This is a genomic window from Mycobacteroides salmoniphilum (genome assembly GCF_004924335.1).
GTDB lineage: Bacteria > Actinomycetota > Actinomycetes > Mycobacteriales > Mycobacteriaceae > Mycobacterium > Mycobacterium salmoniphilum.
The window spans coordinates 3,215,480-3,227,580 of record NZ_CP024633.1 but is presented as its reverse complement, the minus strand read 5'-3'; the positions used below and the strand labels follow the sequence as shown (position 1 = coordinate 3,227,580).

The 12,101-nt window shown below is 64.1% G+C and carries 14 protein-coding genes; 8 read left to right on the top strand and 6 right to left on the bottom strand.

The features are described from left to right. Window positions 1-15: 15 nt before the first annotated feature. The gene (locus DSM43276_RS16065; protein WP_078329648.1) at window positions 16-651 is read right to left on the bottom strand and encodes an SOUL family heme-binding protein; all 636 of its coding nucleotides are present in this window, start codon (window positions 649-651) and stop codon (window positions 16-18) included. 22 nt (window positions 652-673) lie between these two features. Next, window positions 674-1,567 carry a cyclopropane mycolic acid synthase family methyltransferase gene (locus DSM43276_RS16060; protein WP_078329675.1) on the bottom strand — a complete coding sequence of 298 codons (894 nt, stop codon included), beginning with the start codon at window positions 1,565-1,567 and terminating at the stop codon, window positions 674-676. A 228-nt stretch (window positions 1,568-1,795) separates the two neighbouring features. Here DSM43276_RS16060 and DSM43276_RS16055 point away from each other — a divergent pair, with 228 nt between their 5' ends. The 6 genes from DSM43276_RS16055 to DSM43276_RS16030 are packed head-to-tail and all read left to right on the top strand — an operon-like array spanning window position 1,796 to window position 7,184. Continuing rightward, a complete protein-coding gene (locus tag DSM43276_RS16055; RefSeq protein WP_211196733.1) occupies window positions 1,796-3,115 on the top strand; it encodes an NAD(P)/FAD-dependent oxidoreductase in 1,320 nt (439 codons plus the stop codon). Next, window positions 3,112-3,849: a DUF1365 domain-containing protein gene (locus tag DSM43276_RS16050; RefSeq protein WP_078329650.1), complete on the top strand. Its 738-nt coding sequence runs from the start codon at window positions 3,112-3,114 to the stop codon at window positions 3,847-3,849. Before DSM43276_RS16055 ends, DSM43276_RS16050 begins: the two co-directional genes overlap by 4 nt. Next, window positions 3,846-5,120: a class I SAM-dependent methyltransferase gene (locus DSM43276_RS16045; protein WP_078329651.1), complete on the top strand. Its 1,275-nt coding sequence runs from the start codon at window positions 3,846-3,848 to the stop codon at window positions 5,118-5,120. The genes DSM43276_RS16050 and DSM43276_RS16045 overlap by 4 nt, the downstream gene beginning before the upstream one ends. A gap of 8 nt (window positions 5,121-5,128) precedes the next feature. Then, the gene (locus DSM43276_RS16040; RefSeq protein WP_211196775.1) at window positions 5,129-5,902 is read left to right on the top strand and encodes a DUF1295 domain-containing protein; all 774 of its coding nucleotides are present in this window, start codon (window positions 5,129-5,131) and stop codon (window positions 5,900-5,902) included. Continuing rightward, on the top strand, window positions 5,899-6,480 hold the full coding sequence (locus DSM43276_RS16035; RefSeq protein WP_211196732.1) for a sigma-70 family RNA polymerase sigma factor: 582 nt from the start codon (window positions 5,899-5,901) through the stop codon (window positions 6,478-6,480). Before DSM43276_RS16040 ends, DSM43276_RS16035 begins: the two co-directional genes overlap by 4 nt. Beyond that, window positions 6,477-7,184, top strand: coding sequence for an anti-sigma factor (locus tag DSM43276_RS16030; protein WP_109556098.1), 708 nt, complete (start codon window positions 6,477-6,479; stop codon window positions 7,182-7,184). The genes DSM43276_RS16035 and DSM43276_RS16030 overlap by 4 nt, the downstream gene beginning before the upstream one ends. Window positions 7,185-7,230: 46 nt before the next feature. Here the strand turns inward: DSM43276_RS16030 and DSM43276_RS16025 are convergent, their stop codons facing one another. Next, window positions 7,231-7,611, bottom strand: coding sequence for a DUF5997 family protein (locus DSM43276_RS16025; protein WP_078329654.1), 381 nt, complete (start codon window positions 7,609-7,611; stop codon window positions 7,231-7,233). Window positions 7,612-7,639: 28 nt separating this feature from the next. On the opposite strand from DSM43276_RS16025, the gene DSM43276_RS16020 reads away from it, so the two are divergent. Further along, a complete protein-coding gene (locus DSM43276_RS16020) occupies window positions 7,640-8,353 on the top strand; it encodes a LysR family substrate-binding domain-containing protein (RefSeq protein ID WP_078329655.1) in 714 nt (237 codons plus the stop codon). Window positions 8,354-8,513: 160 nt separating this feature from the next. After that, the gene (locus DSM43276_RS16015) at window positions 8,514-9,251 is read left to right on the top strand and encodes a maleylpyruvate isomerase family mycothiol-dependent enzyme (protein WP_078329656.1); all 738 of its coding nucleotides are present in this window, start codon (window positions 8,514-8,516) and stop codon (window positions 9,249-9,251) included. Here the strand turns inward: DSM43276_RS16015 and DSM43276_RS16010 are convergent. From DSM43276_RS16010 to DSM43276_RS16000, 3 genes are read right to left on the bottom strand one after another with little or no spacing between them, the layout of a single operon-like run. Next, complete coding sequence (locus DSM43276_RS16010) at window positions 9,237-9,881, bottom strand: YoaK family protein (protein WP_078329677.1); 645 nt, start codon at window positions 9,879-9,881, stop codon at window positions 9,237-9,239. The genes DSM43276_RS16015 and DSM43276_RS16010 overlap by 15 nt on opposite strands. 30 nt (window positions 9,882-9,911) lie before the next feature. Further along, a complete protein-coding gene (locus tag DSM43276_RS16005; RefSeq protein ID WP_078329657.1) occupies window positions 9,912-11,105 on the bottom strand; it encodes an NAD(P)/FAD-dependent oxidoreductase in 1,194 nt (397 codons plus the stop codon). A 29-nt stretch (window positions 11,106-11,134) separates the two neighbouring features. After that, a complete protein-coding gene (locus tag DSM43276_RS16000) occupies window positions 11,135-12,001 on the bottom strand; it encodes an SDR family oxidoreductase (protein WP_078329658.1) in 867 nt (288 codons plus the stop codon). Window positions 12,002-12,101: the final 100 nt, after the last annotated feature.

The window sequence follows — 12,101 nt, the reverse complement described above, 5'->3', positions numbered from 1 at the left end:
CTTCAGAAGGCGTCGTCAACCCTTAGCCTGGATCGGAACTGCGACCTCGTTGCGTCGAGCGCACGACAGTGTCCACGGCGGGTCGTAGAACCAGGCTTGGGGATCGCCCGAGATCTTTATGCCGTTGTCGCGCAGGGTATTGAGCAATTCATTGGTGCGTTTGGTGACGGTAGCCGCCGATCGGTCACCGCTGAAGCGCAGCACTGCGAGCGTTTCGGCGGGCACTTCGGTAAGCCGGATGCTGTCATCGCCGGGAGTGGGCAGGCTTGCCAGTGTCCATGTCGCCGGCATGTAAAACCGGATGATTGAACCGCCAGTACCGCTTGATAATTGGCCAACAGGTGCCGTCATGGCGATGGTGTCGTTTTGTTGGGCTACCGGTGCGGTCATGGCGATCGTGGCCTGCCGGTGGTTCTTGCCGAATATATAACCCGCAAGGCGGCGAAAGCCTTCGCTGCGTGCCCGGTCATCATCGGCCAAGACGATCGTTTCTGCCGCGATTCGGCTGCCGTACTGCCTGATCTGCACCGAACCGGTCAGTGGCCGTGACGAGTATTGCGGTTCTTCGGTGCCCGTACGGACCCCGAAGATATTGCCCGCGGCTTTGAGCAGTTCGACACCCAGGGTCCAGAGCGGCACGATGGCGCTCATTTCTTGCTCCTTTCGACAGTCGCTACTTCTCGAGATATGGGAGGTGCAGCTTGGGGAGGGTGAACTGGGCGACGTCGATGTAGCCGACGCGGAAATACTTCGCACATCCGGTGAGGTACTTCATGTACCGCTCATACACAACCTCGTCCTGGATGGCGATGGCCTGATCCTTGTGTTCCTCGAGCGCCGCCGCCCACAGGTCCAGGGTCTTGGCATAGTGCGGCTGCAGTTGGTGTATGCGCGTGCAGCTGAAACCCGCCCGCTCGGCGTGCTCTCGCACCATGTCGATGGAGGGCACTCGCCCGCCGGGGAAGATCTCGGTGACCATGAATTTGATGAAGCGCGCCAGCTCGAAGCTCAGCGGCAGGCCATTGGCCACGATCTCCTTCGGGTGCAGTCCGGTGATGGTGTGCAGCAGCATCACGCCGTCATCGGGTAGCGCGTTATAGGCGAACCTGAAGAAGTCGTCGTAGCGGTCGAAGCCAAAATGCTCGAACGCACCAATCGAGACGATCCGGTCAACCTTGCCGTCGAACTCTTCCCAGCCGTGTAGTTGGACGGTCTTTGACCGGGTGCTCGACGATGCCGCCAAAAGCTCCTCGACGTGCGCCTTCTGGTTCTTACTCAACGTCAAACCGATGACGTTGACGTCGTACTTCTCCAATGCGCGATTGATGGTGGCACCCCAACCACACCCCACATCCAGCAGCGTCATCCCGGGCTCCAGGTGCAACTTGCCCAGCGCCAAGTCGATCTTGGCGATCTGCGCCTCCTCGAGGCTCATATCGTCGCGCTCGAAGTAGGCACAGCTATATGTCTGGGTCGGGTCCAGGAAGAGCCGGAAGAAGTCATCCGACAGGTCGTAATGGGCCTGAACATCGGCAAAATGCGGGCGCAGGCGCGGTGATTCTGACATCTGGGCGAAACCTTTCATAGGCGGTACGGGGACGTCGACCTGGCGGTCTTTTCTCTGCGGTGTACGGGGGCGGCCGTACTTCGGGGGGCATGTGTGCGCAGCTCTGTTGTCATTCGGTGCCGAACGTCATCCGGATGGGTCTGTTGTGTAAAAAGCCGGGCCCGTGCCGGACGCCGCCTGATAACAGGCAATACCCATCCGTGGGCCGGTTTACTCCGAATACGGGGTGTGAGTGCAATATCTGGCCCCGGCACACGGTCCATCGCCGTCATCGGGAGTGGCGTGGCCGGACTGACCGCAGCGTACGTGCTTTCTGCCTACGACCGGGTCACTTTGTACGAGGCCGATGGGCGGTTCGGGGGCCACGCTCATACGCAGTTCGTCGATGCCGGCCAAGGTGCACTGACCGCGGTCGACACCGCGTTCTTGGTGCACAACGACCGGACCTACCCCACACTGTGCCGATTGTTCGACGAACTCGGTATCGAGACGGCCGACACGGATATGTCGATGTCGGTACGCGACGACTGCATTGGCCTGGAGTACGCCGGTGCACGGGGTGTGCGCGGCCTTTTCGCCTCACCCGCCGCAGCGAGTCCTCGCTATCTGTGGATGCTGGCAGAGATCAAGCGGTTTCACCGCCGCGCGCGCCGACTGCTCGCTGACCCCGACGCAGACGACAAAGCCCTGAGTCTCGGGGATTTTGTTCAGCAGTCCGGTTTCTCGCAGTTCTTCCTTGACCGCTTCCTGACACCACTGGTGGCCGCCGTGTGGTCCTGCCCGCCCGGGCAGGCCATGGCGTACCCCGCGCAGTACTTGTTCAGATTCCTGGACCATCACGGCATGCTGTCGGTGTTCGGGTCGCCGCAGTGGAAAACAGTCACAGGGGGCTCGCACACGTATGTCGACGCTGTGGTGCGCGGTCTGCACGAGGCGTTCACCGATGCCCCGGTCACCCAGATCGAGCGGATCCCCGAGGGCGTAGCGGTAACGGCTGCGGGACACCCGCCGACGGTTTTCGATGCCGCCGTGATCGCGACGCATCCCGATCAGGCACTGGACCTGCTGGCGCAGTCGACCGCTGCCGAGCGTGCGGTCCTGGGAGCCATGGGATACGTGAGCAATTCCGCGCAACTACACACCGATGAGTCGCTGCTGCCGCGCCATGCACATGCCCGTGCGTCGTGGAACTACCTGAGCATGGGTGGCACCCACGGCGTCGTGGTGACGTATGACATCACCCGGTTGATGAGATTGCCTGGCCCGCACAGGTTTCTGGTCACCCTGGGCGGTGAACACCTGGTAGACGCCGGGGCGCTGCTTGCCGAAATGACCTACCGTCACCCGGTCTACACGTCGCAATCTGTTGCCGCCCAACGCAGACTGCCAAGTCTCAACGACGGCCGCATCGCGTTCGCCGGTGCGTACCACGGGTGGGGATTCCATGAGGACGGCGCGGCCTCGGGCCTACGCGCAGCACAAGCACTGGGCCGGGACTGGCCGGCCGGTGCGGCCGGTAGGCGCGAGCACCGGGTGGGAGCACGATGAATTCGGCGACGATGGTTCCCTGCCTGTACCGCACCCGGATCTTGCATGTGCGGCGTTCGCCGGTGACGCACCGGTTCACCTATCGCGGCTACTGCTGGTACATCGATATCGACAAGCCGCCGCGCCTGCCTCTCGGCCTGGGTGCCTTCGCCAGTTTCCAAGCACGGGACCATTTCCGGGGCGATGACGATGACACGCTGCGCCAGCGTGTGGACCGATTCTTAGCCTCGCACGGGGTAGACCTGGGCGGCGGTACGATCACCGCGCTGTTACAGGCACGGGTGTTGGGGCATGTCTTCAACCCGCTGAGTCTGTACTGGTGCCACGACCGCGATGGCAATCTTGCGCACATAATCGCCGAGGTCCACAACACCTACGGCGGGCGACACGCATATCTGCTGCCGCCGACTGCCGATTCTGAAGTGGACAAACAGCTTTACGTGTCTCCTTTCAACGGCGTCGACGGGCGATATCGAGTTCGTGCTGCCCGCCCCGGCAAGACGTTGAATATCAGTATCTCGCTGCAGCGCAGCGGCCAGCGGCCGTTCTTCGCCGCGGTCCGCGGCACCCGGCGCCGGGCCCGGGTCGGTGAACTGTTGTGGTTGCAGGCCGTTGCGCCCTTGGCGCCGCTGATGGGTGCGCTGGCCATCCGTATAGAAGGGATCAGGCTGTGGCTGAAAGGGCTACCGGTGGTGGAGCGCACACCCACACACGAGAGGGCGAGGGCAGCGTGAACGGGCATCTCGACAGCGCCACAACCGATGTGCGCGATATCAGAGCGCACCGCGGGCCGGATATCACGCCGGTTCCCTCTGGGCCGCTGACGGCGGCACGAGCGGTGGTAGCCGACAAGCTGCTGCGTCGTGCGGCCGCGCGGCTCCCGGTGCGATTGATGTACCCCGATGGATCCGTTGTGGGCGCAGCAGATGCGTCCCTGCCCACCATGAGGATCCGGCGGCCCGCGGCGCTGGCACGACGCCTGGGCCGCTACGGCTTGATCGGGTTCGGTGAGGCATACATGGCTGGAGACTGGGACTGCGACGATCTGGGCGACTTTCTCACCCAGTGGGCAGCGTCGATGGGGGAGCTGGTTCCTGCTGTGCTGCAGCGCTTCCGACGTATCGCGGTGCCGAGTGTCCCTCGGACCCAGCGTAACGAGCCAACGCAGGCCCAACGCAATGTTGCGCATCACTACGACCTGTCGAATGAGTTCTTCGCCCTGTTCCTGGACGAGACGATGACCTACTCGTGCGCACTGTTCGACCACATCCCGGGCTCAGCGGAGATACTGGCGGATGCCCAGCGTCACAAGATCGACCGCCTGCTGGACCACGCACAGGTAGGCCTCGGCACCCGGGTTCTCGAGATCGGTACGGGCTGGGGGCAGGTGTGCTTGTCGGCAGCCGCTCGCGGAGCGCATGTACGGTCGGTCACCTTATCGAGCGAGCAACAGAAACTGGCGCAGCAGCGGGTACAAGCTGCCGGGCTGTCCGACCGAGTGCAGATAGAGCTGCGCGACTATCGAGACGTGCAGGGACAATACGACGCCATCGTGTCGGTAGAGATGATCGAAGCGGTTGGATTCGATTTCTGGACAACGTACTTCCAAACCATCGACCGATTGCTGAGGCCGGGCGGCCGGCTGGCCCTTCAAGCCATCACCATGCCCCATGAGCGGATGCTGGCCAGTCGCAACACCCACACCTGGATACAGAAGTACATTTTCCCCGGCGGTCTGCTTCCCTCGGTGCGGGCAATCACCGAAACGACCACTGATGCCACGCACCTGCGGACCATCGAGACAATGTCCCTGCGACCCCACTACGCCGAAACGCTGCGGTTATGGGGCCAGCAGCTCGCGGCTCAGCGCGAGGCCGTGTCGGCGTTGGGCTTCGACGACGCGTTCTACCGCATGTGGGAGCTCTACTTGGCCTACTCGGAAGCTGGATTTCGTTCCGGGTATCTCGATGTCCACCAATGGATTTTCCAGCGAGGCCAACAATGAACTTTCTGATCGTGATGGCGTGCTCGCTGGGTGCCGTGGCAGTTGTGCACGGTGTTACTTTCCTTATCGGCTACCGCATTGGGCGCTACAACGTGGTCGACGTCGCTTGGGGTATTGGGTTCATCGCCGTCGCCGCGGTCTGCACCGCGCTCGGCGGCGGTGACCTTTGGCGGCGCATTCTGTTGCTGGTGCTGATTGGGGTATGGGGAGCCCGGCTGTCCTGGCACATGCTGGTGAAATCGGCTGGGAAAGGTGAAGACCCACGGTATCGTGACCTGCTCGGCGGCGACTTCTCTGTGCCCCATGTACTACGCAAGATCTTCGCCATCCAGGCCGCCGCCACCTGGCTGGTATCCCTACCCATTCAACGCTCAGCAGTCGAAGGGCCCACCCCCGAGTCGCTGCGCCCCGTCTTGGCCGCCGGTATCGGGTTATGGCTGCTCGGAATGCTTTTCGAAGCGGCGGGCGACTATCAGCTGCGCCGTTTCAAGCAGGACTCTGCCAACAAGGGCAAGATCATGGACCAGGGCCTATGGGCGTGGACTCGGCACCCGAACTATTTCGGCGATGCCTGCGTGTGGTGGGGGCTGTGGTTGGTCACCATCACCGGTTGGCAATCGTTGGCAACAGTGCCGTACCCCGTGCTGATGACCTACTTCCTGGTCTACGCCACCGGCGGTCGCCGCACCGAGAAGGCAATGGCCGGGCGGCCCGGATTCACTGACTACCAACGGCGGGTGTCGTTTTTCGTGCCGCGTCGCCCGAAACGCGGATCATCATGAACATTCTCCGCGATGCGTTTAGGCTCACGGGCGTGACCGGCGACCTGGATGTCCTTTTGCGCCGCGTCGCCGACCGCGATACCGAGGCGTTTGCCGCTCTCTACGATCACACCCGCGCACGCGTCTACGGTCTGGTGTTGCGGGTATTACGCGACCCCGGCTACAGCGAGGAGACAACGCAAGAGATCTACCTACAGATCTGGCGTTCGGCCCAAAGCTATGACCCGACCGCCGGCTCGCCCCTTGCCTGGATCATGACCTTGGCTCATCGTCGCGCCATCGACCGCGTGCGCTCAGAGCAATCTGCGGCCGACCGCGAGTCACGCTATGGCGCCGCCACGATCGAGAGAGCTGTCGACGAGGTCACTGAATCGGTGATTCGCAACGAAGAGCAGCGGCAAGTCACCGTATGCCTCGAAACGCTGACGGATACCCAACGTCAATGCCTGCATCTGGCCTACTACGACGGTTTGACTTATAACCAAGTCTCGCAACGGCTTGCCGCGAATCTGGCAACCATCAAATCTCGGATGCGTGACGCAATCAAGGCGCTGCGCCGATGCCTGGGGACACCATGACCGAACCCAACGACCTCGTCACCGCCGCCGCCCCCTACGCATTGCACGCGTTGCCCGACGATGAACGAGATCAGATCGACCACTGGCTGTCGACGGGCGCGACCGAACAAACGCTCTCCTTTACCGAGGAAGTGCGTGCCACACGGGAAACCATGGCGGCCTTGGCGGCAAGCACCGCGGTCGAACCCCCGGCCCGGCTTCGCCCACGACTACTCAAGATAGTGGCCCGGGACGCCGAAAGAGTTTCCAGAACAACAGATATCAACCGCTGGCGGGCGCCCGTGGTTGCCGTGGCGGCCGCCACCGCTATCGGGTTGGCCGCCGCCGGAATCGGCACCATCCTGTGGCCTCCGCCTCCGAGTGCGCAGCAAGTCTTCACCGCAACCGACGTGCGGACCGTTACTGGCGCCATTCCCACCGGTGGTACCGCGACCGTCGTCTACTCGCGGCAGAAGAACACCGCAGTGTTGGTGATGAACAATGTCGCACCACCACAACCCGGCACCGTTTACCAAATGTGGCTGATCGGCGACCGCGGGCCGCAGTCCGCGGGAACGATGGATGCTCAGGCAGTCTCACCCTCGACTACGGCGGTCATACCTCGTCTCAACGACTCCACCGCACTGGCATTCACTGTCGAGAACGGCCGAGGTTCGACCACGCCAACAGGCCCAGTCATCGCGCAACTGGCGCTGAACCAGTAGGGGGCCGTGCACTGCGGTACTGCGTATGGGCTCAGTTCTCGCGGTTCTAGCGAGCCTTCTCCGCATGCTGGGCCTTCAGGCGTCGCTCTTCACGCAGCACGTTCTGATAGCTCTCGCGTTCCGCGACCAGCCACTCTGGCTTCTCCTCGAGCAACTGGTTGATCTGCTCGGTGGTGAGCGCACCCTCGACGCCGCCGCGCGAGAGACCGGAGATCGAGACGCCCAGCTTGGCTGCCACAAGGTTCTTCGGGTGCGGTCCGTTCTTGCGGAGGTCCTTGAGCCACTGCGGCGGGTCCGCCTGCAGGGCCGCGAGCTCGGCACGGGTAATCGGGTTCTCCTGGAACTCCGCGGGTGTCGCTTGCAGGTACACGTCCAGCTTTTTCGCCGCGGTAGCGGGTTTCATGGACTGCGCGTTCGGCCTGCTCATAGGACCAGCCTATCGGTAGCCTGAGGCAGTGACCTCGCGCTCCCTCACCCTCGGGTACGTCCCCGGCGGGACGCCCGCGAAGTGGGCTCGGGTCTGGGCGCAGCGTCACCCCGAGGTCCCGCTGCAGTTGCGCGTCGTTGCGGCAGCCGACGCGCCCGCTGCGGTGCGGGAGGGGACCGTCGATGTGGCGCTGCTGCGGCCGCCGGCCGACACCTCGGGGCTGGCCATCATTCCCCTCTACGACGAGGCAACGGTGATCGTGGCGCCGACCGATCACGTTCTCAGTGCCTTCGACACGATCACCGCCGCAGACCTCGACGGTGAGCCGATGCTGCTCCCACTCGATGACGTCATTGCCTGGGCCGGTGCTCCCGGTAACCCGGTCGATCACCGGCCCGAAACCACCGAGGAAGCAATAGAACTCGTCGCCGCAGGAATCGGCGCGCTCATCGTTCCGCAGTCACTGGCGCGGCTGTATCACCGCAAGGACCTCACGTACCGGCCGATCGCCGACGCGCCCGCCTGCCCGGTGGCACTCGCTTTTCCGGAAGGGCCGCAGACGGACCTGGTCGAGGAGTTCATCGGCATTGTGCGGGGTCGCAAACCCGGGTCATCGCGAGGGCAGGATCCGCCCGCGCAGAAGCGCACCGCACGGGAGAAGACCATCGCGAAGCAGGCCGCCCGAGCGGCAGCGGGCAAGCGCGCCAGCAAGACGACCCCGGCCAAGCGCGGGCGGCGCTGACGCCGCGTCCTGGTGTCGGCTCTTTCGGGGTGGGAGGGGGCGGGAATCTCGGCGTTGGCGGTGGGCTCGTGGATAGCCGCAGCGCCGAGTCTGAGTCTCGCGACGCTTATCGTCCCGAAACCGGCGCGAGATTCAGACTCGTCAGTGATCTAATGGGCGCGTGACGCCTGAACAGTGGCTGGAAGCGCTGCGTAACGGGATATCGGCGGTCGCGGCGACGTCGTCCGAGTACCTGGACCATAAGGCACCGTCCTGTCCGGGATGGACGGCGCGCGACGTCGTTGCCCATCTCGGGGGAGTGCACCACTGGGCAGTGGGAGTCATTGTCGGTCAAAAGATTCCATACACCGACGTCGACCCGGACGCCCCGACAGGGGAGGCCGTCATCGGTTGGTACGCCGACCGTGCGGACAATCTCGTCGCCGCTTTGACGTCGAAAGACCTTGATGCGCCGACGAAATCGCCCTTCGGTGAGCGGCCGGTGCGGTTCTGGTATCGCAGGCAGGCAAACGAGGTGGCGGTGCACCGCTGGGACATTGAGCACGCCTATCGCGGATGGGACGCCGAACCCATCGACGCTGCCCTGGCGGCTGACGGCATCGGCGAGTGGTCGGAGCTGTTCACGCCCCGCCGTATCGGACGTGAAGGCGGGACCCCGGAAGGCCTTCGGGGAGCACGAATCCTCTTGACCGCCAGCGACGCGGACGGTTCGTGGCTGCTGCGTGTGGATGCCGATGCCATTGGCATCGTGGACGAAGACGCCGTACCGGACGCCACGATCACGGCGTCCACGTCCGATCTGCTGCTTGCGCTGTGGCACCGGGTTCCGTTGTCACGCCTGGCAGTCGACGGAGATGGCGCCCGCGTGGAGCAGGTGCTGGATCTAATCCGGATCTAGTACCGGCCGGGCGGGGCTCGATCGGCGTACCAGCCACGTGGTGGCCGTGGCGATGAGCAGGAGTGCCCATCCGATCCACAGCGCATCGAGCCCGATGCGGTGGTAGGTCGCGGCGCCCGACACGGCGCCGGCGGTCAGGCCCGCCCACAGCGTGATGTAGCGCAGCCACACCCATCGGGGTCCGCCGAAGAACGCGTCGACGAGCCGCTGTCCGGCCTTCACGACGGTGCCGGTGATGTAGGTGAGGCCAACCTGGACCTCGCCGGAGCGCTGGAAAACCGAGTTCATCGCACCCATGGCCAGCGCCGTGAGGAGCAGCGCCGCGACACCCGCTCCGAATTCCTGTGTGATCGCCGCCGCGGCCACGGTTGTCGAGGCGACCGCCAGCACGGCGACCCGCTCGTGATCGCCGCTGACGCGTGACGCGATGGCGCCGATCATCACGCCGATGAAGAACATGGCGATCAAACCGGCTGCCTTGTAGGCGGATTCCCACTGTTGTGCGGCCGTCGAGGCGGCCATCCTGGTCGTGTTACCGCTCATGAAGGACAGGAAGTACCCGCCCAGATGTACGAACCCGATCGCGTCGAGAAAACCTGCCACACTTGACAGTCCGGTGGCGAGTATCATCTCGCGCCGCCGGATCGACCACACGGCAGATCAGTGCTTGTGGCCGGGGCCCTGGGCCCGCTTGTACAAGACCTTCAGCAGATTGTCGCGGAACATCGAGTTGTCCATCAGCTTGATGCCCTTGTCGCACAGCCACGGATTGCCCAACGCCCGGTGCATGATCCGTCCCCGCTGGTACTCCCGGCCCCAGGCGTCATTCATCCGCTGCTGGTAGTTGGTGAAGTCTTGCGGACCGGCGTTCTGCAACGCCGCCACCGCGCATTCACCTGCCGCCAAACCGGATTCGAGTGCCTTCGAGATGCCGGCACCACTGACCGGCTTGCCCGCGCCCAGCGCGTCACCGGCGAACAGCACGCCGGGGCGCCAGGGCGGCCATGCGGTGAATCCCATCGGGAGGCGCCAGGCCCGCACGCCCTTGTTCTTGCGCAGCTCGGCCAGATCGGGCAGCTCCCACTCCCGGGGCAGCTTCTTCATGTAAGTGTCCAGCACCTGCGCCGCGTTGACGTCCTGCCACTTCTTGTAGCTGTTGACGTACCCGATGCCGATATTGATCCGCCCGGCACCGAGCGGGAATACCCAGCCGTATCCGATCAGCGCGTCATTCTTATGGTGCAACCGCAGGTCGATGTCGAGCATGTTCGAGTCTTCGCGGTTGGCTTCCATCTCGGCGCGGATCGCAATCGCGGTGTACCCCTTGACCTCCGAGTCGAGGTTCATCGCGCGCTTGATGGGGGAGTAGGCGCCGTCGGCCACGATCACCGCGTCGGCCGAGATGGTCTCGCGAGATCCATTCGCGGTCTTGACCTCAATGCCCTTGACCAGATTGCCATCGCCGATCGGGCCCACCGCCTCGGTGGACTGGCGCACTTCGACGCCCGCGGACTCGGCGTGCTTGAGCAGCAGCGTGTCCAGCTCGGGCCGGCGCACCACATGCCCGTGATTGGGCATCCCGGGACGCTGGGGGAAGGTGAGCTCCCAGACACTGCCGCTGTCGACGCGCACACCATCGACCCGGTGGAACTGGGCGACCTCATGGGCCAGGCCCATCTTCTGCAGGTAGCTCACCGCGCGGGCGGTCAGCCCGTCGCCGCATGGCTTATCCCGCGGGAACTCGGCCTTATCGACGAGAACCACGCTGGCGCCCGTGCGAGCGGCCTGCCAGGCCGCGGATGACCCGGCCGGGCCCCCGCCGACTACCGCAATGTCGTAGTGCTTCTCGGTCACGTATCAAATAGTAAGGGCCGCGAGTGCGTCTATTCGCCCTCGGGTTTGGTCACACCCAGGCTCGAACCCGCACGGTTCTCGTACGCACTGCGTGCTTTCGTGTCGATCTCGAGGAACACGCGGTCGGTTCCGGTCTTCTTGCTCATGAATCGGCGGACCTTGGTGGGCAGCGAATTGACGATTGTGGTCACCGCGCCGAGTGGCTTCGGGACAGTGACCTGGACGCGCGGCTTTTCGATGATCCGCACCACGGCCGCCGCGATGTCTTCGGGTTCGACGGGTTTCTGCGCGCCGGTCGAATCAGTGCCCGCGATCAGTTCGGTGTTGGTGAAGGTCGGTAGTACAGCGCTGACCTGGACCCCTTGCGGCTCGAACTCGTCGCTCAGCGCGCGGGACAGGCCGACAACGCCGAACTTGGAAGCGTTGTACACGGCCATACCGGGTGCCGCCATGAGGCCGGCCACGGATGCGATGTTGACGATCTGACCGCCGCGGCGTGCCACCATCTCGGGAAGCGCCAGACGACACCCATTGATGACGCCGTACAGGTTGACCTCCAGCATCGACCTGATTGCGCCGTCGCTCGTGGACAGGAACGGCCCGATCGGCATGACGCCCGCATTGTTGACGAGCACATCGACCGGTCCGGCGGCGCCGGCAGCCTCCAGAAAACGCTTGAACGAGGCGGGGTCGGTCACGTCCACGGGATGGGCGTCGACGTTTCCTTCTTCCTTGAGGCCCTCGACCGCTGCTCCGAGCGCCTCAACATCACGGTCGCCGATCACCACCCGGGCGCCCCGGCGCAGCAGCGCGGTGGCGGTGGCATATCCGATCCCGCGTGCGGCACCGGTGATGGCGATCGTTTTCCCGTAGATCTTGTCCCTGGATGAGCCCATGACCACGGACTTTACACGTGTCAAGTTTGCGTCACTAGAGATTCTTGCGATTGGGCTCGACACGCTTAACCACAACACGTTGTGTTGCGCCGTGATGTCT

Coding starts and splice junctions, on each gene's coding strand:
- DSM43276_RS16035 (WP_211196732.1), top strand. CDS start 5,899: ATGAACATTCTCCGCGATGCGTTTAGGCTCACGGGCGTGACCGGCGAC.
- DSM43276_RS16000 (WP_078329658.1), bottom strand. CDS start 12,001: ATGGGCTCATCCAGGGACAAGATCTACGGGAAAACGATCGCCATCACC.
- DSM43276_RS16060 (WP_078329675.1), bottom strand. CDS start 1,567: ATGTCAGAATCACCGCGCCTGCGCCCGCATTTTGCCGATGTTCAGGCC.
- DSM43276_RS16030 (WP_109556098.1), top strand. CDS start 6,477: ATGACCGAACCCAACGACCTCGTCACCGCCGCCGCCCCCTACGCATTG.
- DSM43276_RS16065 (WP_078329648.1), bottom strand. CDS start 651: ATGAGCGCCATCGTGCCGCTCTGGACCCTGGGTGTCGAACTGCTCAAA.
- DSM43276_RS16010 (WP_078329677.1), bottom strand. CDS start 9,881: ATGATACTCGCCACCGGACTGTCAAGTGTGGCAGGTTTTCTCGACGCG.
- DSM43276_RS16050 (WP_078329650.1), top strand. CDS start 3,112: ATGAATTCGGCGACGATGGTTCCCTGCCTGTACCGCACCCGGATCTTG.
- DSM43276_RS16025 (WP_078329654.1), bottom strand. CDS start 7,611: ATGAGCAGGCCGAACGCGCAGTCCATGAAACCCGCTACCGCGGCGAAA.